At 71.7% G+C, this 20,553-nt stretch carries 16 protein-coding genes; 12 read left to right on the forward strand and 4 right to left on the reverse strand.

The window, feature by feature from the left end:
• The first annotated feature begins 2 nt into the window (after nt 1–2).
• The 6 genes from lepB to C9F13_RS14065 all read left to right on the forward strand — a co-directional run bounded on the left by lepB (nt 3) and on the right by C9F13_RS14065 (nt 4,546).
• Nucleotides 3–806 (forward strand): signal peptidase I, encoded by an 804-nt coding sequence (lepB, locus tag C9F13_RS14040; RefSeq protein ID WP_108446895.1) that lies wholly within the window; start codon nt 3–5, stop codon nt 804–806.
• A 92-nt stretch (nt 807–898) separates the two neighbouring features.
• Nucleotides 899–1,603, forward strand: coding sequence for a ribonuclease III (gene rnc, locus C9F13_RS14045; protein WP_108446896.1), 705 nt, complete (start codon nt 899–901; stop codon nt 1,601–1,603).
• Nucleotides 1,600–2,499 carry a GTPase Era gene (gene era, locus C9F13_RS14050; RefSeq protein WP_108446897.1) on the forward strand — a complete coding sequence of 300 codons (900 nt, stop codon included), beginning with the start codon at nt 1,600–1,602 and terminating at the stop codon, nt 2,497–2,499. The genes rnc and era overlap by 4 nt, the downstream gene beginning before the upstream one ends.
• 15 nt (nt 2,500–2,514) lie before the next feature.
• Nucleotides 2,515–3,216 (forward strand): DNA repair protein RecO, encoded by a 702-nt coding sequence (gene recO, locus C9F13_RS14055; RefSeq protein ID WP_108446898.1) that lies wholly within the window; start codon nt 2,515–2,517, stop codon nt 3,214–3,216.
• Between the two features lie 149 nt (nt 3,217–3,365).
• Nucleotides 3,366–4,172, forward strand: coding sequence for a pyridoxine 5'-phosphate synthase (pdxJ, locus tag C9F13_RS14060; RefSeq protein WP_108446899.1), 807 nt, complete (start codon nt 3,366–3,368; stop codon nt 4,170–4,172).
• Entirely contained in the window at nt 4,169–4,546 is a 378-nt protein-coding gene (locus tag C9F13_RS14065; protein WP_108446900.1) for a holo-ACP synthase, read from the forward strand. The genes pdxJ and C9F13_RS14065 overlap by 4 nt, the downstream gene beginning before the upstream one ends.
• Here C9F13_RS14065 and C9F13_RS14070 read toward each other — a convergent pair.
• The gene (locus tag C9F13_RS14070) at nt 4,486–7,212 is read right to left on the reverse strand and encodes an ATP-binding protein (protein WP_108446901.1); all 2,727 of its coding nucleotides are present in this window, start codon (nt 7,210–7,212) and stop codon (nt 4,486–4,488) included. The two genes, C9F13_RS14065 and C9F13_RS14070, sit on opposite strands and share 61 nt — an antisense overlap.
• Nucleotides 7,213–7,329: 117 nt before the next feature.
• Here C9F13_RS14070 and cysM point away from each other — a divergent pair, with 117 nt between their 5' ends.
• The 5 genes from cysM to ppc are packed head-to-tail and all read left to right on the forward strand — an operon-like array spanning nt 7,330 to nt 15,462.
• Nucleotides 7,330–8,226, forward strand: coding sequence for a cysteine synthase CysM (cysM, locus tag C9F13_RS14075; protein ID WP_108446902.1), 897 nt, complete (start codon nt 7,330–7,332; stop codon nt 8,224–8,226).
• 1 nt (nt 8,227) lies between these two features.
• Entirely contained in the window at nt 8,228–9,670 is a 1,443-nt protein-coding gene (locus C9F13_RS14080) for a TRAM domain-containing protein (protein WP_108446903.1), read from the forward strand.
• Nucleotides 9,663–11,945 (forward strand): GTP diphosphokinase, encoded by a 2,283-nt coding sequence (relA, locus tag C9F13_RS14085; RefSeq protein WP_108446904.1) that lies wholly within the window; start codon nt 9,663–9,665, stop codon nt 11,943–11,945. The genes C9F13_RS14080 and relA overlap by 8 nt, the downstream gene beginning before the upstream one ends.
• Nucleotides 11,942–12,817 carry a nucleoside triphosphate pyrophosphohydrolase gene (mazG, locus tag C9F13_RS14090; protein WP_108446905.1) on the forward strand — a complete coding sequence of 292 codons (876 nt, stop codon included), beginning with the start codon at nt 11,942–11,944 and terminating at the stop codon, nt 12,815–12,817. The genes relA and mazG overlap by 4 nt, the downstream gene beginning before the upstream one ends.
• Entirely contained in the window at nt 12,814–15,462 is a 2,649-nt protein-coding gene (ppc, locus tag C9F13_RS14095) for a phosphoenolpyruvate carboxylase (protein ID WP_108446906.1), read from the forward strand. Before mazG ends, ppc begins: the two co-directional genes overlap by 4 nt.
• A 106-nt stretch (nt 15,463–15,568) precedes the next feature.
• On the opposite strand, the gene C9F13_RS14100 is transcribed toward ppc, so the two are convergent.
• From C9F13_RS14100 to C9F13_RS14110, 3 genes are read right to left on the reverse strand one after another with little or no spacing between them, the layout of a single operon-like run.
• Entirely contained in the window at nt 15,569–16,177 is a 609-nt protein-coding gene (locus C9F13_RS14100; RefSeq protein ID WP_108446907.1) for a hypothetical protein, read from the reverse strand.
• Between the two features lie 58 nt (nt 16,178–16,235).
• Nucleotides 16,236–17,171, reverse strand: a complete 936-nt coding sequence (locus C9F13_RS14105) for a ketopantoate reductase family protein (protein WP_108446908.1) — start codon at nt 17,169–17,171, stop codon at nt 16,236–16,238.
• 46 nt (nt 17,172–17,217) lie between these two features.
• Nucleotides 17,218–19,149: a DNA topoisomerase III gene (locus tag C9F13_RS14110; protein WP_108446909.1), complete on the reverse strand. Its 1,932-nt coding sequence runs from the start codon at nt 19,147–19,149 to the stop codon at nt 17,218–17,220.
• 118 nt (nt 19,150–19,267) lie between these two features.
• On the opposite strand from C9F13_RS14110, the gene C9F13_RS14115 reads away from it, so the two are divergent.
• Complete coding sequence (locus C9F13_RS14115; protein WP_108446910.1) at nt 19,268–20,512, forward strand: ABC1 kinase family protein; 1,245 nt, start codon at nt 19,268–19,270, stop codon at nt 20,510–20,512.
• Nucleotides 20,513–20,553 lie beyond the last annotated feature (41 nt).

Here is a 20,553-nt window from a genome sequence, read left to right on the forward strand (position 1 = left end):
GCATGGACTTCTCTTTGATGCTGGTGGTGGCCGTGGCCGTCACCGGAGTGATCTGGCTGCTCGATCTGCTCTGGTGGCGTCCCGCCCGCCGGCAGCGGCTGGCCACGGTCGAGGCCGGCACCACCGAGGGACTCGGCGAGCAGGCACGGGAACGGGCGATCAAGGAGCCCTGGCCGGTCGACTACGCCCGCTCCTTCTTCCCGGTGCTGCTGGTGGTGCTGCTGCTCAGGAGCTTTCTGGTCGAGCCGTTCCAGATCCCCTCGGGCTCCATGCGCCCGACGCTGGAGATCGGCGACTTCATCCTGGTCAACAAGTTCGCCTACGGCCTGCGGCTGCCGGTGATCAACACCCGCTTCGTCGAGGTCGACGACCCCGAGCGGGGCGACGTCATGGTGTTCCGCTTCCCCGACGAGCCTTCGGTGAACTTCATCAAGCGCGTCGTGGGCCTCCCGGGCGACCGGATCCGCTACGAGGACAAGCAGCTCTTCGTCAATGGCGAGGCGGTGCCCAAGCGGCTGCTCGAGGCCGGGCCCGTCAAGGCGCCCACCGAGCTGCTGCTGGCCGAGCAGCTGGGCGAGCGTGAGCACCGTATCTACAATAATCCTCGGGACCCCGGTCCCCAGGTGCGCGAGCTCGTGGTGCCCCAAGGCCACTACTTCACCATGGGCGATAACCGCGATCACTCCAACGACAGCCGCTACTGGGGCTTCGTGCCGGAGGAGAACATCGTCGGCAAGGCCTTCGCCGTCTGGATGCACTGGGACGGCGGCCTGCCGAGCTTCACCAGCGTGCGCCGCATCCAGTAGCCCTGGACGCCCGGCCCGCCGGCCGGGCCCGACCGGATGTCGGGCCCGGCGTGAGAACACACCCTTTCGATATCGACGTATTCAGGAGCTCCGTGAGCAACTCCCTCAACGCCTTCAGCCGCCGCATCGGTCATGCGTTCGCCGATTCCGGTCTGCTCGAACTGGCCATGACGCACCGCAGTTACGGCGGTCAGAACAACGAACGCCTCGAGTTTCTCGGTGACTCGATCGTCAACTTCGTCATCGCGGAGGCGCTCTTCCGGCGCTTTCCCCAGGCGCGGGAAGGGCAGCTGTCACGGCTGCGCGCGCGCCTGGTCAAGGGCAAGACGCTGGCCGAGCTGGCCCGCGAGATGGCCTTCGGCGAGTGCCTGCGGCTCGGCTCCGGCGAGATGAAGAGCGGGGGACACCGCCGCGACTCGATCCTCGCCGATGCCGTCGAGGCGGTGCTCGGCGCGATCTACCTGGATGCCGGCATGGAGACGGCCCGCACCCGCGTGCTCTCCTGGTACGCCGAGCGCCTGGAGGCGATCAGCCTCGAGGATACCCAGAAGGATCCCAAGACCCGCCTGCAGGAGTTCCTGCAGTCGCGACAGGTGGCCCTGCCGCGCTACGAGGTGACCTCGGTGGAGGGCGAGGCGCACGCCCAGACCTTCACCGTCGAGTGCCATGTCGAGGTGCTCGACGAGCACACCCGCGGGGTCGGCTCGAGCCGGCGCCACGCCGAGCAGCAGGCCGCCGAACAGGCCCTGTCCCAGCTCGAACCGACCAAGTCCCTCGGGACCGGGAGCCCGTCATGACCTCCACCTGCGGTTTCGTGGCCATCGTCGGCCGTCCCAACGTCGGCAAGTCGACGCTGATGAACCGGATCCTCGGCCAGAAGATCTCCATCACCTCGCGCCGCCCCCAGACCACGCGGCACCAGGTGATGGGCATCAAGACCGTGGAAGAGGCGCAGTTCATCTACGTCGATACCCCGGGCATCCACATCCTGGCCAAGGATCGCAACAAGGCGATCAACCGTTTCATGAACCAGGCCGCCGTGCAGGCCTTGCGCGACGTCGACTGCGTGGTCTTCATCATCGATCGCACCCGCTGGAGCGACGAGGATCAGGTGGTGCTCAAGCGCCTGGAGCACGTCGAGGCGCCGGTGATCCTGGCCGTCAACAAGGTCGACCGCCTGCAGGACAAGGCCAGCCTGCTGCCCTGGCTCGAGGAGGTCGGCGCGCGCCGCGACTTCGCCGCCATCGTGCCGATCTCCGCCAAGCACGGTACCAACGTGCCCGAGCTCGAGGCAGAGGTCGCCAAGCACCTGCCCGAGAGCGTGCACTTCTTCCCCGAGGACCAGGTCACCGACAAGAGCCAGCGCTTCCTGGCCGCCGAACTGGTGCGCGAGAAGGTGATGCGCCAGCTCGGCGACGAGCTGCCCTACCAGATGACGGTGGAGATCGAGGAGTTCCGCGACGAGGGACGGGTGGTGCACATCAGCGCCCTGATCCTGGTCGAGCGGGCCGGTCAGAAGAAGATCCTGATCGGCGAGAAGGGCGACCGCATCAAGAGCATCGGCCGCGAGGCGCGCCTCGACATGGAGCGCGCCCTGGGCGCCAAGGTGATGCTCAACCTCTGGGTCAAGGTCAAGAGCGGCTGGTCCGACGACGAGCGGGCCCTGAAGAGCCTGGGCTACGACCTGGACTGATGCCATGACGCCGCGATGACCCCGGAACCGGCCTTCCTGTTGCACAAGCGTCCCTATCGCGAGACCAGCGCCCTGGTCGAGCTGCTGACCCTCCGGCACGGCCGGGTGCGGGCCGTCGCCCAGGGCGTGCAGCGTCCGGGCAGTCGCGCCCGGGGTCGGCTGCAGCCCTTCGCCCCGATGCACGTCACCTGGGTCGGGGAGGGCGAGCTCAAGCGCCTGCGGCTGATGGAGGGGCGCGGCAGCGCGGCGCTGCTGGCAGGCGAAGGGCTGCTGTGCGGGCTCTATGCCAACGAGCTGCTGACCCGGGTGCTGCCGGTGGAGCTGCCCGTCGCCGAGGTCTTCGCCTACTACACCGCCATGCTGGAGGCGCTGCCGCGCCCCGACGGCCGGGCCGCCTCGCTGCGTCGGCTGGAGGTGGCGGTGCTCGAGTCGCTGGACGCGCTGCCGCGCTTCACCGATCCCGAGGGGGGCGAGCTCGACCCCCAGGGGCGCTACGACCTGGATCACGCCTCGCGGGCCTTCGTGGCCGCCGAGCGTGGCATCGACGGGCGTACCCTCCGGCTGCTGGCCCGGGACGGCTGGGACGAGCCGGGGCTCGCCGGGCCGGCCAAGGCGGTGACGCGCCGGGCCCTGGCGCCGCTGCTCGGCTCGCGCCCGCTGCGCTCCCGGGAGCTGATGGTCCAGCTGGCCGGGCGGCGGCGTGGCGGGGTCGGCTGAGCGCGGCGCGCGCCGCCGAGCCGGCCCGCTTCACTCCACGCGCCCGAGCCGTCACACTTGGCGTCGAAGTCGGCCCGACCACGGCCCCGGCCATCGCCTTCAACCGTCTGATTTCCCCATCGTTCCCCCTTTCAGCCAGGAGAGTCTGCATGCATCCCCCGCGCATCCTGCTCGGCGTCAACATCGACCACATCGCCACCCTTCGCCAGGCCCGGGGCACCCGCTACCCCGACCCCGTCCAGGCGGCCCTGCTCGCCGAGGAGGCGGGCGCCGACGGCATCACCGTGCACCTGCGCGAGGACCGTCGCCACATCCAGGAGCGAGACGTGCGCCTGCTGGCCGAGGTGCTCAACACCCGCATGAACCTCGAGATGGCCGTGACCGAGGAGATGCTGCGCCTGGCCGAGGAGCTGCGCCCCGCCCACGTCTGCCTGGTACCGGAGAAGCGCGAGGAGCTGACCACCGAGGGCGGGCTCGACGTCGCGGGCGGCGCCGAGGAGATCGGCGCGGCCTGTCGGCGCCTGGCGGCGGCGGGCTGCGAGGTATCGCTGTTCATCGACCCCGAGCCCGAGCAGATCGCCGCCGCCGCCAGGGCCGGGGCACCGGTGATCGAGCTGCATACCGGCGCCTACGCCGAGGCCACGGGCCAGGCGGCCCGCGACGAGTACGCGCGGCTCGCCGCTGGCGCCGAGATGGCCGCCGAGCTCGGCCTCACCGTCAATGCCGGCCACGGCCTGCACTACCACAACGTCGAGGCGATCGCCGCGCTGCCCGGCGTCCATGAGCTCAACATCGGCCACGCGATCATCGCCCGGTCGCTCTTCGTCGGCCTCAAGGAGGCGGTGGCCGAGATGAAGCGGCTGGCCATCGCCGGCCAGGAAGCCGGCCTGGTGGCGGCGCTCGACGAGCACGATCATGACCATGATCACGCCGACGAGGCAGGCTGCTGCCGATGATCATCGGCATCGGCACCGATATCGCCCGGGTGGCCCGCTTCGAGCGGGCCATGGCGCGTCACGGCGAGCGCTTCGCCGAGCGCCTGCTCGGCGAGCTCGAGCGGGAGCGCCTACGCGACCACGGCCTGCCGGCGGCCTTCCTGGCCAAGCGCTTCGCCGCCAAGGAGGCCTTCGTCAAGGCGCTCGGCACGGGGCTGCGCCGTGGCATGCGCTGGACCGAGATCCAGGTGGTCAACGACGCCCTGGGGCGCCCCTCGCTGGTGCTCTCCGGCAGGGCCCAGGCGCTGGCCGAGGCGGCCGGCGTGCGTGCCCTTCACCTGTCACTCTCCGACGAGGAAGCGCTGGCCACGGCCTTCGTGGTGCTCGAGGGCTGATCCGCCTGCCAGCGGCGCAGCTCGGCCATGGCCGCATAGAGGTCGGGCAGCAGCGCCGTCACGGCCTCCCGGCCGCGTGATCGCAGGCGGGTCTCCAGGGTCTCCGCCAGCAGCCCCAGGCGCGGGGTGCCGCAGTAGCGGCAGGCGCCGTTCAGGGCGTGCAGGGCATCCAGCAGGGCCTCGTCGTCGCGACCCGCCACGGCCTCGCGGATGGCCCGCTCACTCTCCGGCAGCGAGTCGGCCAGTTTCTCGAGCAGCTCCCGCGCCAGCGCCTCGCGCCCCCCGGCGAGGCGCGTGCCGATCTCCAGGTCGACCACGGCCAGCTCCTGCCCCGCCTCCGGCGGGGGCGTCTCCGGCGGCGTCGCCTGGGGAAGGTCGCCCGAAGGCAGCGTGAGGCCCAGGGTCTCCTCGAGCAATCGGACGAGCCGCCGGGGCTCCAGCGGCTTGATCAGCACCTCGTCGAGTCCGCTCTCCAGCAGCGTGCGCCGCTGTTCCCCCTGCACGTGCGCGGTGACGGCGACGATCGGCACCCGCCGCCACTCCCCGCCGAGCCGGCGCAGCGCCCGGGTCGTCTCCAGGCCGTCCATGCCGGCCATGCGGATATCCATCAGCACCAGATCGAAGCGCTGCTGGCGCGCCAGCGACAGCGCCTCGGCGCCACTCGCCGCCAGGGTCACCGCGATGCCGGCCTCGTTCAGCAGTTCGCGCATCAGCAGGCGGTTGGACTCGCTGTCGTCGACCACCAGCAGCCGCGCCGCGGCCGAGGGGGCGGCGGGGGGCACCGGGGCGGGCAGGACCTGGGGCGCGTTCGCCAGGTGGCGGCGCATTGCCTGCGACAGGGTGGCGCGGGCGACCGGCTTGGCCAGCACCTCGCCGCCGTGCGGCAGGGGCAGGGCCGGGAAGTCGGCTGGGCCGGCGTTGACCAGCAGCAGGGCGGGGCAGGCGAAGCGCTCCAGGCGCCGGTGCCACGCCTCGAGAGGGGCGGCCTCGAGGTCCTCGGCGTTCAGCGCCACCACGGCCAGCGCGATCCCGGGCTCGGCGGCGGCCTGGGTCGCCGTGACAACCCGCGCACCCCCGCGACGCATCAGGTGCTCGAGGGCCCGTCGGGTCGGCGGATGGGGTTCGTCGAGCACGACGGTAGCGCCCGGCAGCTGCAGTTCGGGGGGGCGTTCGGCCTCGGCATCCCCCGCCAGCGGCAGGGTGAATGAGAAGGTCGAGCCCTCCCCGGGGGTGCTCTCCACGCTCAGCTTGCCGCCCATCCGCTCGACCAGCTGGCGACTGATGGCGAGCCCCAGCCCCGTGCCGCCGAACTCCCGGGAGTGGCTGGCATCGGTCTGGTGGAAGGCCTGGAAGAGGCGCTGGCGCGCCGCCTCGTCGAGGCCCATGCCGGTGTCGCTAACGTCGATGCGCAGCACCACCCGGCCGGGCTCGCTCTCCTCCAGCATGACGCGCACGATCACCTCGCCCCGGTCGGTGAACTTCACGGCGTTGTTGACCAGGTTGGTGATCACCTGGCGGACGCGCAGCGGGTCGCCCTTGAGGTCGGCGGGCACGTCGTCGTAGACCAGGCCGAGCAGCTGCAGGGGCTTGTGCTGGGCGAGCGGCGCCTGCAGGCCCAGCACCTCGTCGACCAGGGCGACCATGTCCAGCGGCAGTGTCTCAAGCTCGACCCGGCCGGCCTCCAGCTTCGAGAAGTCCAGCACGTCGTTGACCAGCATCAGTAGGTTGTCGCAGGCGCGCTGCACGTGGTCCAGCCACTCGCGCTGGCGTGGCTCCAGTCGCGAGCGTCCCAGCAGGCGGCAGAAGCCGACGATGCCGTTGAGGGGGGTGCGGATCTCGTGGCTCATGTTGGCCAGGAACTCCGACTTGACCCGGTTGGCCTCGACGGCGCGGCGGTGGGCCATGTCCAGCTCGATGTTCTGGACCTCGATGGTCTCCATCGACTCCTGGAGCTCGGTGGTGGCCTGCTCGATCTGCGCCTGCAGGTCGTCCCGGGACGCGGCCAGATGGTCGGCGAGGTCGTTGACGCGCCGGGTCAACGCGCCGAGCTCCGGGGCGGCCGGCATCGCCAGCCGCGTGGGCACCCGGCCGAAGGCGAGGCGCTCGAGGGCCCGCTCGGCATCCTCCAGGGGCTGGGTGACCCGCCGGGTGACGGCGAACCCGATCAGCAGCAGCAGCAGGCCGGCGAGCATCAGCACCAGCCCGGCACTGGCCATCAGCCGGTAGCGCGAGAGCAGCAGCGGCGTGGCATCGACGTCCAGGGTCAGCCAGGCCGGCGCCGGCCCCGCGCTCGGCAGCGGTACCTGCCACCGCCAGGCAAGGCCCTGCTCGAGCAGGCGCGCGCTCGCCTCCGGCGGCGCCGCCGGCGGCTCGCCGAAGGGGCCGAGGGTGACGCTTGGCTGCCCCTGGCCGTCCCGGATGCCCAGCGCCTGGACATGGGGCAGGGCCATCAGTCGCTCGGCCAGGCGCGACACGGCCCGGTCGTCGCCGTCGGCCAGCGCCTCTCCCAGGCTCGGGGCAAGCAGCGCCGTGCCCCGGGCCAGGGTCTCGCGCAGCACCGCCTGGTCCTGACGGTCCACGAGGACCACGGTCACCCCGGCGAGCAGCGTCAGCAGCAGCATCGGCAGGCCGAGGATCGACAGCATCAGGCGCGTCTTCAGGGACATGGCGGGCTTTTCGGGCGGTGGATCGGCCCCCAGTATGCCACAGCGGGGGTGGACGCCTGTCCAGCATGGGGTGGCACGGATATAATGCCGAAAAGACGAGATCATCAGGAAGGTTACATGCATTTCCCCACCCTCGAGGAGACCGTCGGCCATACGCCGCTGGTCCGTCTCAAGCGCATCACCGCCGGGCGCGGCAACACCCTGCTGGCCAAGCTGGAGGGCAACAACCCCGCCGGATCGGTCAAGGATCGCCCGGCGCTCTCCATGATCCAGCAGGCCGAGGCGCGGGGCGAGATCGTCTCCGGCGACACCCTGATCGAGGCGACCTCCGGCAACACCGGCATCGCCCTGGCGATGGCCGCCGCCATCATGGGCTATCGCCTGGTGCTGATCATGCCCGAGAACGCCTCCGCCGAGCGCAAGCAGGCCATGGCCGCCTACGGGGCCGAGCTGATCGAGGTGAGCGAGAAGGGGGGCATGGAGGAGGCCCGCGACCTGGCCGAGACCATGGTCGCCCGCGGCGAGGGCAAGCCGCTGAACCAGTTCGCCAACCCCGACAACCCCCTGGCCCACTACCGCACCACCGGGCCGGAGCTGTGGGAGCAGACCGGCGGCACCATCACCCACTTCGTCTGCTCCATGGGCACCACCGGCACCATCATGGGCGTGTCGCGCTACCTCAAGGAGCGCAACCCCGAGGTGCAGATCATCGGCCTGCAGCCCGAGGACGGGGCCAGCATCGCCGGCATCCGCCGCTGGCCGCCGGAGTACCTGCCGAGCATCTTCGACGCCAGCCGCGTTGACCGGGTGCTGGACATCGGCCAGCGCGAGGCCGAGGAGCACATGCGGCGCCTGGCCCGGGAAGAGGGCATCCTGGCCGGGGTCTCCTCCGGCGGCGCGCTCGCCGGCGCGCTGCGCATCGCCGCCGAGGTGGAGAATGCGGTGATCGCCTTCATCGTCTGCGACCGCGGCGACCGCTACCTGTCCACCGGCCTCTTCGCCCCGGAGCGCTGAGATGGCCATGCTGGGCAAGCGTCGACCGAAACGGGCTGCGTCGGGCGTCTCGGGGCTGCAGGGGCGAAAGGCCGATGACCGCCAGGCGCCCGCCGCCGCCCGGGAGCAGGAACCCGACCTGCTGACGATCCAGGGCCTGGCCCACGACGGGCGAGGCGTGGCCCGCACCGACCAGGGCAAGACGGTGTTCGTCGAGGGGGCGCTGCCGGGCGAGCGGGTGAGGGTGGCCGTGCACCGCACCCGCAAGCGCTTCGACGAGGCGCACGTGCGGGAGCTCGTGACCCCCTCGGACGAGCGCGCGGCGCCGCCCTGTCCCCACTTCGCTCGCTGCGGCGGCTGCGACCTTCAGCACCTCGCCCTGCCGGCCCAGCGCCGCCACAAGCAGGCGGTGCTCACGGAGCTGCTGGGGCGCCAGGGCATCGCGCTGGATAACGCGCCCGAGCTGCTGGCCGGGACGGGCGAGGACTATCGCCGGCGTGCCCGCCTGGGCGTCAAGGTCGATGCCGACGGCGGGGTGCACCTCGGCTTTCGCGCCCGCCACACCCATCGCCTCGTCGACATCGAGACCTGCAGCGTGCTGGTGCCGGCCCTGGAGGCGCTGCTCGCTCCCCTGCACCGGCAGCTCGCGGAGCTCGAGGCGCCGCGCCAGGTCGGGCACCTCGAGCTTCTCGAGAGCGACCGCGGCGTGGTGCTGCTGGTGCGCCAGCTGCGCGACCATGCGGCCGACACCCGGCGCTGGCAGGCCTTCGCCGCGGCCCAGGGCGTGCACCTCGCCCGCTGGCTGGGCCGCGAGGCGCCGAGCCTCGAATGGCTGACGCCCATGCCGGCGCTCGCCTGCCACGTGCCGGGGCCGGCCGGCGAGATGGCGCTTCGCGTCGAACCCGGTGACTTCCTCCAGGCCAACGCCGAGGTCAATCGCCTGATGGTCGGCGCCGCGCTCGCCTGGCTCTCGCCGCATCTCGGCGAGGCCCGGCTGCTCGACCTCTTCGCCGGGATCGGCAACTTCAGCCTGCCGCTGGCCGCCGCCGGCGCCCGGGTCACCACCGCGGAGGGCAGCCCGGCGATGGTCGAGCGCCTGGCCGGCAATGCCACGGCCAACGGCCTGGCGATCGACGCGCATCAGGCCGACCTCGGCGATCCGGCGGCGGTGCGCGCGCTGCTCGCCGCGGCGCGGCCCGAGGTGGTGGTGCTGGATCCCCCCCGGGAGGGCGCCGAGGCGGCGAGCCAGGCGCTGGTGGCGCATCCGGTGGCGCACCTGCTGTATGTCTCCTGCGACCCGGCGACGCTCGCCCGGGATGCGGCACACCTCGTGCAGGGCGGATACCGGATCGTGCGCGCGGCGGTCGCCGACATGTTCGTGCACACCTCCCATCTGGAATCCATGCTGATGTTCGAGTTCACGGGCTCGACTCGCGACCCCCAAGGAGCGCCGAGCGATGGTTAAAGTGCGTGAGGACCAGCCGTTGACCCGGGACGGCGCGGTCGATGTCGACCTGTGGCTGACGCGCCTGCAGGACGACGTGAAGCTGCGCGACGTCGCCGAGATGGAGCAGGCCTGCCGGCTCGCCCAGCACCTGGAGCAGGTCTCGGGGCGCCCCCACAAGACCTGGCTCGTGGATGGCTCGAGCTTTCGCATGGGGCTCGAGATGGCCGATATCCTCGGCGAGCTCAAGCTCGACCAGCCGGCGCTGGAGGCCGCGGTGCTCTATCGGGCGGTGCGCGAGGGGCTGATCGGCCTCGCCGAGGTCGAGAAGCGCTTCGGCCGCGAGGTGGCCGGGCTGATCGACGGCGTGCTGCAGATGGCCGCCATCAGTACCTTCCAGGCGCCCAGCCAGGGCCTGACCCAGCACGACCAGCAGGACAACCTGCGCAAGATGCTGGTCAACCTGATCGACGACGTGCGGGTCGCCCTGATCAAGATCGCCGAGCGCACGTGCGCGCTGCGTCAGGTGCGCGACGCCCCCCGCGAAAAGCGCCTGCAGGTGGCCCGCGAGGTGTTCGACATCTATGCCCCGCTGGCCCACCGGCTGGGCATCGGCCACCTCAAGTGGGAGCTCGAGGATCTCTCCTTTCGCTACCTGCACGAGGAGGACTACAAGGCCATCGCCCGGCAGCTGGCCGAGCGGCGCCAGGACCGCGACCGCTATATCAGCGAGGTGGTGGAGACCCTCAAGTCGCTGATGTCGGCCCAGGGCATCCGCCGCTATCAGGTCGACGGCCGCGCCAAGCACATCTATTCGATCTGGCGGAAGATGAAGCGCAAGCGCATCGACTTCTCCCAGGTCCACGACATCCGCGCGGTGCGCATCCTGGTGCCCGAGGTGAGCGACTGCTACACGGTGCTGGGCATCGTCCACTCGCGCTGGCACCACGTGCCCAACGAGTTTGACGACTACATCGCCAACCCCAAGAAGAACGGCTATCAGTCGCTGCACACCGCGGTGTTCGGCCCGGAGAGCAAGGTGCTGGAGATCCAGATCCGCACCTTCGCCATGCACGAGGAGGCCGAGCTCGGGGTCTGCGCCCACTGGCGCTACAAGGGGCACGACACCAGCGCCCGCAGCGCCAGCTACGAGGAGAAGATCGCCTGGCTGCGCCAGGTGCTTGAGTGGCACGAGGAGGTCGGCGACTTCGGCGACCTGCGCGAGGGGCTGACCAGCGACGTCGCACCGGACCGCATCTACGTCTTCACCCCCGATGGCCACGTCATCGACCTGCCGCGGGTGGCCACGCCCATCGACTTCGCCTACCGGGTGCACACCGAGGTGGGGCATCGCTGTCGCGGCGCCAAGGTCGACGGGCGCATCGTGCCGCTCACCTACCGCCTCAAGACCGGCCAGCAGGTGGAGATCCTCACCGCCAGCAAGAGCGGGCCGAGCCGCGACTGGCTCAACCCCAGCCTCGGCTACGTGCGCACCTCCCGGGCCCGCGCCAAGATCCAGGCCTGGTTCAAGCTGCAGGCGCGCGACCGCAACCTCGAGGAGGGCCGGGCGCTGTTCGAGCGCGAGATGAAGCGGCTCGACGTCGAGGGCATGGACCTCACCCGCCTGGCCAACAAGGTCAACTACCCGACCCCGGAGGACATGTATGCCGCCCTGGGGGCCGGCGACCTGCGCATCGGCCAGGTGCTGCACCAGGCCCAGCAGCTGTTCGGCGAGAGCGACGACCAGGAGCAGCTCGACCGCCTGCTGGCCAAGCCGCGCAAGGCCGGCGCCAAGGGAAGCGGCGGCGACATCACCGTGCTCGGCGTGGGCAACCTGAAGACCAGCATGGCCAACTGCTGCCATCCGGTGCCCGGCGAGGCCATCGTCGGCTTCATCACCCAGGGGCGCGGCGTCACCGTGCACCGACAGGACTGCCCCAATATCCTCCAGTTGCGTATCGATGAGCCGCAACGCATCATCGAGGTGGAGTGGGGGGAGCGCGCCCGCACCCAGTACCCCGTGGACATCGAGATCCAGGCCTGGGACCGCTCGGGGCTCTTGCGCGACGTCACCGGCGTGCTCGGCAACGACCGCGTCAACGTGCTCTCCGTCAACACTCTCACCGATACCGACGACGGCATCGCCCGCATGTCCATCACCGTCGAGGTCGACGGCCTGGAGACCCTGGGGCGGCTCTTCTCGCGCATCCAGCAGCTGCCCAATGTCATCGAGGTGCGGCGTCTGCGCGACGGCGGCAAGAAGGGCAGGGGCAAGGGCAAGAGGAAGGCCACATGAGCGACACCCGCCACGACCTGCATCACCTGCTGGAGCTGATGGCCGTGCTGCGCGACCCCGAGCAGGGCTGCCCCTGGGACGTCCAGCAGGACTGGGACTCCATCGTGCCCCACACCCTCGAGGAGGCCTACGAGGTCGCCGACGCCATCGAGCGGCGCGCCTTCGACGAGCTGCCCGGCGAGCTCGGCGACCTGCTCTTCCAGGTGGTCTACTACAGCCAGTTCGCGGCCGAGGAGGGGCGCTTCGACTTCCACGACGTCATCGACACCCTCACCGCCAAGATGCTGCATCGTCATCCCCACGTCTTCCCCGACGGCACCCTCGCCTCGCGCCGCGAGGGCGCGAGCGCCGCCGAGGTCGAGACCCGGCAGGTGCACTCGCGCTGGGAGTCGCTGAAGGCCGAGGAGCGCGCGGAGCGGGCGCAAGACGCGCCCGAGCCCGCGTCGGTGCTCGACGACGTGCCGCGGACCCTGCCGGCGCTCTCGCGGGCCGCCAAGCTCTCCAAGCGGGCGGCGCGGGTCGGTTTCGACTGGCCCGATGCCCGCGGCGTGCTGGCCAAGATCCGCGAGGAGCTCGACGAGGTCGAGCAGGCGCTGGCCGAGGGAGACCGCGACCACGCCACCGAGGAGGTGGGGGACCTGCTGTTCGCCGTGACCAACCTGGCGCGCACCCTCAAGGCCGATCCCGAGCAGTGCCTGCGCCACACCAACGCCAAGTTCGAGCGACGCTTTCGCCACGTCGAGGCGGCGCTGGCCGCCGAGGACGTGCCGCTGCCCGAGGCGGGGCTCGCGGCGATGGAGCGGCACTGGCAGGCGGCCAAGCGACACGACGTCCCCCTCAAGGAATCGCCGCAAGGAGAGACCCGGCCATGAGCCATGATCTGCATGAATCGCTGCGTGACAACGTTCGTATCCTGGGCGACAGCCTCGGACGCACCATCGCCGATGATCTCGGGCCGGGCTTCGTCGATCGCATCGAGGCCATTCGCGGCTTCGCCAAGCGTGGCCGCCAGGGCGAGCACGGCAGCCAGCGCGAGCTGATCGAGTACCTGCGCCAGCTGCCCGACCGCGACCTGCTGCCGGTCACCCGCGCCTTCAACCAGTTCCTCAACCTCGCCAACATCGCCGAGCAGCACTACCGGGCGCGCTTCCGCCGGGTCGAGGACTACCGGCCCGGCACCCAGCCGGTGCTCTCCGAGCTGCTCGAGCGCGCCCGGGGCGAGGGCCACTCGCCGCGCAAGCTGGTCGAGAGCCTCGCCGGCATGCGCGTCGAGCTGGTGCTCACCGCCCATCCCACCGAGGTCATCCGGCGCACCCTGATCCAGAAGTACGACGCCATCGACGACTGCCTGACTGCCATCGAGTCCTCCGCCGACTACCCGGAGCGCGGCGTGCGCGCCCAGGGGCGCTTGGAGGAGCTGATCAGCCAGGCCTGGCACACCGACGAGATCCGCCACGAGCGGCCGACCCCGGTGGACGAGGCCAAGTGGGGCTTCGCGGTGATCGAGAACTCGCTGTGGCAGGCGGTGCCCGACTTCCATCGCGACCTCGACAACCTGCTGCTGGAGACCGCCGGCGAGCGCCTGCCGCTGGATGCCGCGCCGATCCGCTTCGCCTCCTGGATGGGCGGTGACCGCGACGGCAACCCCAACGTCACCGCCAAGGTCACCCGGGAAGTGCTGCTGCTGGGCCGCTGGATGGCCGCCGACCTCTACCTGCGTGACCTCGAGCAGCTCAAGGCCGAGCTCTCCATGTGGAAGGCCAACAGCGCGCTGCGCGCCGAAGTGGGCGAGGTGGCCGAGCCCTACCGGGAGCTGCTCAAACGCCTGGTGACCCGGGTCGAGGCGACGCGCGACTGGGCCAAGGCCCAGCTCGACGGGCGCAGCGTCGACGACGCCCCCATCATCGAGACCCGCGACCAGCTCTACGCACCGCTGCTGGCCTGCTATCGCTCGCTGTGTGACGTCGGCCTGGACACCATCGCCAACGGTGTGCTGCTCGACACCCTGCGCCGCGTCGCGGTGTTCGGCGTGACCCTGACCAAGCTCGACCTGCGCCAGGAGGCCAGCCGCCACGCCCAGGTGATGGAGGAGCTCACCGACGGCCTGGGCCTCGGCCACTATCGTGACTGGGACGAGGCCAAGCGCCAGGAGTTCCTGCTCGCCGAGCTGGGCTCGCGGCGGCCGCTGATCCCGCGGCGTTGGGAGTGCTCGGCGGAGTCCCGCGAGGTGATCGACACCTTCCGGGTGATCGCCTCGGAGCACCGCGAGGCGCTCGGCACCTACATCATCTCCATGGCCGGACAGCCCTCCGACGTGCTGACCGTGGCGCTGCTGATGAAGGAGGTGGGCGGCACGGTCAGCCTGCCCATCGCGCCGCTCTTCGAGACCCTCGACGATCTCGATCACGCCGGCGAGGTCATCGATCACCTGCTGGCGCTGCCGGGCTATCGCGCCCTGGCCGGCGACACCCAGGAGGTGATGATCGGCTACTCGGACTCCGCCAAGGACGCCGGCCAGCTGGCCGCCGCCTGGGCCCAGTACCGCGCCCAGGAGACCCTGGTGGAGGTGTGCGAGCGCCACGGCGTCGACCTTACACTGTTCCACGGCCGCGGTGGCACCGTCGGTCGCGGCGGCGGCCCGGCCCACGCGGCCATCCTCTCCCAGCCGCCGGGCTCGGTGAACGGCAGCCTGCGGGTGACCGAGCAGGGCGAGATGATCCGCTTCAAGTTCGGCCAGCCGGAGATCGCCCTGCGCTCCATGGAGATCTACGCCTGCGCGGTGCTCGAGGCGAGCCTGCTGCCGCCGCCGTCGCCCCGGGCGGAGTGGCGCGAGGAGATGGATCGCCTGGCCAAGGTGGCCCACGGCGCCTACGTGAGCGTGGTGCGCGAGGATCCCGACTTCGTGCCCTACTTCCGCTCGGTGACCCCGGAGGGGGCGCTCGGCCGCCTGCCGCTCGGCTCGCGGCCGACCAAGCGCCGCCAGGATGGCGGGGTGGAGACCCTGCGGGCGATCCCCTGGATCTTCGCCTGGACCCAGACCCGCCTGATGCTGCCGGCCTGGCTCGGCAGCGGCGAGGCCTTCAGCGAGCGGCTGGAGACGCCGGGGGGCCTCGAGCTCTTGCGCGAGATGCGCAAGGAGTGGCCCTTCTTCGGCACCTACCTGGACATGCTGGAGATGCTGCTGGCCAAGGCCGACGTCGACATCGCCGCCTACTACGAGCATCGCCTGGTCGACGAGCCAGCCCTGAAGGCGCTGGGGGAGCGGCTGCGGACGCGCTTCGGCCGTCTCCAGGAGGCGGTGCTCCAGGTGCTCGACCAGCAGGAACTGCTGGAGGGCACGCCGCTGATCCGCCAGGCCATCGACGTGCGCAACCCCTACATCGACCCGCTCCATGGCCTCCAGGCGGAGCTGTTGCAGCGTAACCGGGACGCCGACGGCGCCATCAGCGCGGATCTGTCGCGGGCCCTGATGGTCACCATGGCGGGCATCGCGGCGGGGCTTCGCAACACCGGCTGATGATCCCCACCGTTCGAATTGGGCAATGCCTCACGACATCGCCCCGGCCGGCTGGCCGGGGCGATGTCGTTGCAGTGCGGATCTCGGACGGGGCTGGGAGCGAGGCTCAGAAGGGCAGGTGGATCGAGGCGGTCATCAGGTTGAGGTGCTCCATGGCCGGGGCATCGATCTGCTCGAACTCGAGGCGGCTCACCACCTGGCGGATCTGCAGGCGGGCGCCGAAGCCCTGGATCCGCGCCGTGCCGCGACTCTCCCCGGCGCGTTCGTCGGCCCCGACGGGGGCGCCCTGCCACTCCGCCAGGCCCGCCTTGGCATAGAGGCCGAGGGCGCCGACGCGCACCCCCGCCATCAGGCTGCCGCCGAGGCTGGTGGTGTCGTGGAGCCGCGAGCCCTCCTCACCGTCGATCGGCACGTCGTCGCTGCGCTGGTAGCTGACCTCGGCGCCCAGGTCGAGCTTGGGCAGGCCTTGCGGCGTGAAGCCGGCGGTGAGGCGAAAGCCGGAGGTGGCGCCGTCGAGGCTGGCGACGTCGTCGCCCTGGACGAGCAGTCCGTTGTCGAGCAGCACCAGGGGCTGGGCGATGCCGCCGTAGGCGGGCATCTCGGCCTCGGTGAGCCTGGCGTCATCGGGCTCGAGGGCGAGATCGGCCTGGCAGGGGAGCGCGATGACCGCCAGGAGGGCCGCCAGGGCGATGAGGGAGCGTGAATCCGGATGCATGATCTCCGACCTTGAGTCGGCAGTGGGGGTGCCGGCCCGGAATTAACACCCTCTCAATCTAGCAACCGTCGCCGGGTGGCGCCAATTCGTCGGCGCGGGCCCGCAGCGCGGCCAGGTGCTCGGCGAGGACCGGCGCCGCGAGGCGGTGTCGCTCGGCCGCGACGAGCAGCGGCGCGAGGATCGCCTCGTGCTCGGTGAGCCGCCCGGCCTGGACGTCCTGCAGCATGGAGGCGCGATTGGCGGCCGTCGCCTCGACAACCTGCCACACCAGGCGCCGCCAGCCTTCGATCCCCGCGCCGTCGGGCGGCGCGATGCCCTCGGCGGCGAGGATCGGCGAAAGCTCGGCGAGCAGGGCCTCGACCCGGGCGCGGTTGGGCGCCTCGCGAAGCTCGCCGTTGCGGATGCCTGAGCGAGCCACCAGCGGATTGATCGCCGCGTTGACGGCGAGCTTGCGCCACAGCCGCACCCGGATGTCGTCGACCGCCTCGGCGGGCAGGCCCGCCGACGACAGGACGTCGGCCAGGCCCACGGCGAGATCATTATGGCGACCCGCCAGGCTGCCGAGGAAGGTGTGGCCGTGGCCGGCATGGATGACCTGGGCGGCGTCCTGGACGTGGGCCCCCTCGGTGGTGGTGGCGCACAGCACCGGCCCGAGGTGGCGTTCACTGAGCCGCGGCTGGACGTCGAAGCCGTTCTGCCACAGCACCAGCGGCACCCCCGCGGGCAGGCGGTCGGCCAGGGCGGCGTGGGCCGCCTCGGCGCCGTGGGCCTTGGTGGTCAGGTGCACCACGTCGGGGAGCGGCGACGGCAGGGCCTCGATCAGGGCCACGTCGACCCGGCGCACCAGGGTGGCGTGCTCAGGGGTGATCAGCGTTTGCTCGGCGGGCAGCGGGCGGCGGGCGATCAGCGTCACCTCGGCGCTGCCGGCCAGCCGCAGGGCGATCAGCCGGCCCAGCGCCCCGGGGCCGACGATCCAGTGTCGCGTCAGGGTCATGGCGACTCTCCTCTCGCGTGGGGGATTCCGGCATCGTCCTGATGCGTCATGTGGGCCGCCGGCGTCGGTGCGTGGCGGTGCTCCGGCGGCGCGGGCCGGCGCGTTTCTTGCCGCCCTTGGCCGTTTTCCCCCTGGGCGTCGGCGCCTGCTCGCCCTGGGCGCCGGCGAGCGAGGTGCGTATCCGACCGGCGTCCGCGGCGCCGAGCAGGCCGCGCAGGTCCTCGATCAGCGCCGCGAGGAAGGGGGCGGGATCGTCGCCCCGCTCGGCGATGGCGCCCAGCCGCTGCTCCCAGAGGGCGGTGCGCTCCGGGCGGCCCACCGCCTCGGGTAGCGAGGCGATCAGCGCGCTGCCCAGCCGGCTGGCACGCAGCGCCTTGGCCTGGCGCACCAGGTAACCGCGCTCCACCAGGGTCTCGATGATGCCGGCCCGGGTCGCCTCGGTGCCGAGGCCGTCGTGCTCGCGCAGGGTGCGGCGCACCGCCGGGTCGTCTACGTAGCGGGCGATGTTCATCATCGCCTTGATCAGGCTGGCATCGGTGAAGGGCTCGGGGGGGCGCGTCTCGCGATCCTCCACCTCGGCCTGCTCGACCCGGCAGGGCTCGCCCTCGGTAAGCGGCGGCAGGGGCGGCGCCTGGTCGCGGGTAGTGAAGAGCGGCTTCCAGCCGGGATCGAGGATCTCCTGGCCCTTGGCGCGGAACGCCTCCTCGAGGATCCGGAAGTCGGCCTGGATGTCGCGCACCGCCAGGGGCGGATAGAACTGCGCCAGCACGTTACGGGCGATCAGCCGGAAGACGTCCGCCTCGGCCTTCTCGAGCCGCGCGAGGTCGGCGGGCTTGCCGGTGGGCGCCAGGGCGTGGTGCGCGCCGACCTTGGCGTCGTTCCAGGCCTTGGAGCGTCGCGCGAAGTCCGCGCCGCCGAGCCAGCCGCGCAGGGTGTCGTCGGCGCCGCAGGCGCCCTCGAGGGTGGTGCGGGCGGCGGCGAAGTGCTCCTCGGGCAGGTAGCGGCAGTCCGAGCGCGGGTAGGTGATCAGCTGATGACGCTCGTAGAGGCGCTGGCAGACGTCCAGGGTCGCCTTGGCGGAGAGGCCGTGGCGGCGCGCCGCGTCCACCTGCAGCGCCGAGAGCGAGTAGGGCAGCGGCGCGGCCTGGCGCTTGTCGCGACTCTCCAGCCGGGTCAGCCGGCCCTCGGCGCCGGGTAGCCGCTCGGCCAGGGTCTCGGCGGGGGAGCGCGTGAGCAGCCGCCCCTGCTCGTCCAGGGGGTGGGCCTCGCCGGGCTGCCACCAGGCCCGCAGCCGGCCCTGGGCGACGGCGAGGTCGGCCCACAGCACGAAGAAGGGCTTGGGCGTGAAGTCGCGGATCTCGGCGTCGCGGCGCACGACCAGCCCCAGCACCGGCGTCTGCACCCGGCCCACCGAAAGCACGCCGTCGTGGCCGGCCTGGCGGCCGCTCACCGTCCAGGCGCGGGTCAGGTTGATGCCGTAGAGCCAGTCGGCCCGGGCCCGGGACTGGGCCGCCCGGTAGAGGGGGCCGTAGCGGGCGTTGTCCTCGAGCCGTCCCAGGGCCCGCTGGACCGCCGGGCGGTTGAGGTCGCTGACCAGCAGCCGCGACACCGGCCCCTTCCAGCCCAAGTGCTCGATCACCTCCTGCACCAGCAGCTGGCCCTCGCGGTCGGGGTCGCCGGCGTGGACCACCTCGCGGGCTTCCTTGAGCAGCTTGCGGATCACCGCCAGCTGGCCGCGGGCCTTGGGCCGGGGCATCAGCTTCCAGCGCGCCGGCAGGATCGGCAGGGCGTCGAGGCGCCACTGCTTGAGGGCGGGGTCGTAGGCGTCCGGCGGTGCCTGCTCCAGCAGGTGGCCCAGGCACCAGGTGACGGTGGTGTCCCCGACCGCCACGGCGCCGTCGAGACGGCGCGGACTGCCGGGAAGGGCGTCGGCGATGGCCCGGCCCAGGCTCGGTTTCTCGGCGATGATCAGGCGCATAACGGCTCGTCGGCGAAAATGACATGGACATTCTTCCAGTATTCTCGACGCCTCGCCAGGTGTAAGCTGGTCATCAGGTGTACAATGGTTGTACAAAGTTCTACCAGGAGACAAGGCGATGCGCGAACGTGGCCGTACTCGACGCCTGCTGGGCCTCGGCGCCCGCACCGGCGGGGCGCTGATCCGCACCCGGCTGGGCGGGCAGGCCGACTGGCGGGCCCTGGGCGAGGCGCTCTTCGAGGGGCTCTCCGAGCTCAAGGGGCCGGCCATGAAGCTGGCGCAGATCATGTCCCAGTGGGACGACCTGCTGCCGCCGGATCTCGCCGAGGAGCTCGCCCGCCTGCAGCGCCAGGCCGAGCCGATGCCCTGGGCCGACATTCGCCGCACCCTGGTCGAGCAGTACGGCGAGCTCGACGCCACCTTTCGCGAAATCGAGGAGCGCCCCTTCGCCAGCGCCTCCATGGGGCAGGTGCACCGGGCCGTGACCCACGACGGCGAGACCCTGGTGCTCAAGGTGCAGTATCCCGGGCTTGCCGAGGTGCTGGAGAGCGACCTCGCCCAGGTGCGGCGCCTGATGCGCCTGGGGCGCTGGTTCAAGGTGCCCCAGGCGCGCCTCGATGCGCTCTTCGAGGAGCTGGCGATGAGCCTGCGCGGCGAGCTCGACTACCACGCCGAGGCCGAGGCGCTGGCCCGCTACCGCGCCCGCTACGCCCATCTCGACCGGCTGGTGATCCCCGAGCCGCTGCCCGAGTTCTCCGGCCCGCGGGTGCTGGCCATGCGCTACGTGGCTGGCACCCCGCTGCGCGAGCTGGAGGCAGCCGACCGCGAGCTTCGCCAGCAGGTGGCGGTCACCCTCGCCGACTGGCTGACCGAGGAGCTCTTCACCCACGGGGAGCTGCACGCCGACCCCCACGCCGGCAACTTCGCCGCGGACGAGGCGGGGCGCCTGGTGATCTACGACCTGGGGGCGGTGATCCCGGTGCCCGAGGCGCGCCTCGCGGCGATGATGCGCCTGCTCGAGGCGACCCTCGAGGGCGATGCCATGGCCATGGACGCCGCGCTGCTCGAGCTCGGCGGCCGCCAGGGGCAGGGTGCACCGCTCGCGCTCTATCGCGAGTCGGCCGAGGCGGTGTCGCCGCTCTTCGAGCCCGGCGAGCAGGACTTCGGCGACGTGCGGGTGCATCGCCGGCTGCGCGAGCTCTCGCCGAAGGTGTGGGCGGCCATGGATCGCCTGCAGCCGCCGGCGGACACCCTGCTGCTGTCGCGCACTCTGAACGGCCACTACTGGAACCTGGTACGCCTCGGCGCGCGCCTCGACATGCACGCCCGCACCCGCCCGCTGCTGCCGAGCGCGCCGGCCTGATCACCTGCCCAGCCCCGCGGCGGGCTGGTAGACTGTGCCCT

It is taken from the genome of Halomonas denitrificans, assembly GCF_003056305.1.
Taxonomy (GTDB): Bacteria; Pseudomonadota; Gammaproteobacteria; order Pseudomonadales; family Halomonadaceae; genus Halomonas; species Halomonas denitrificans.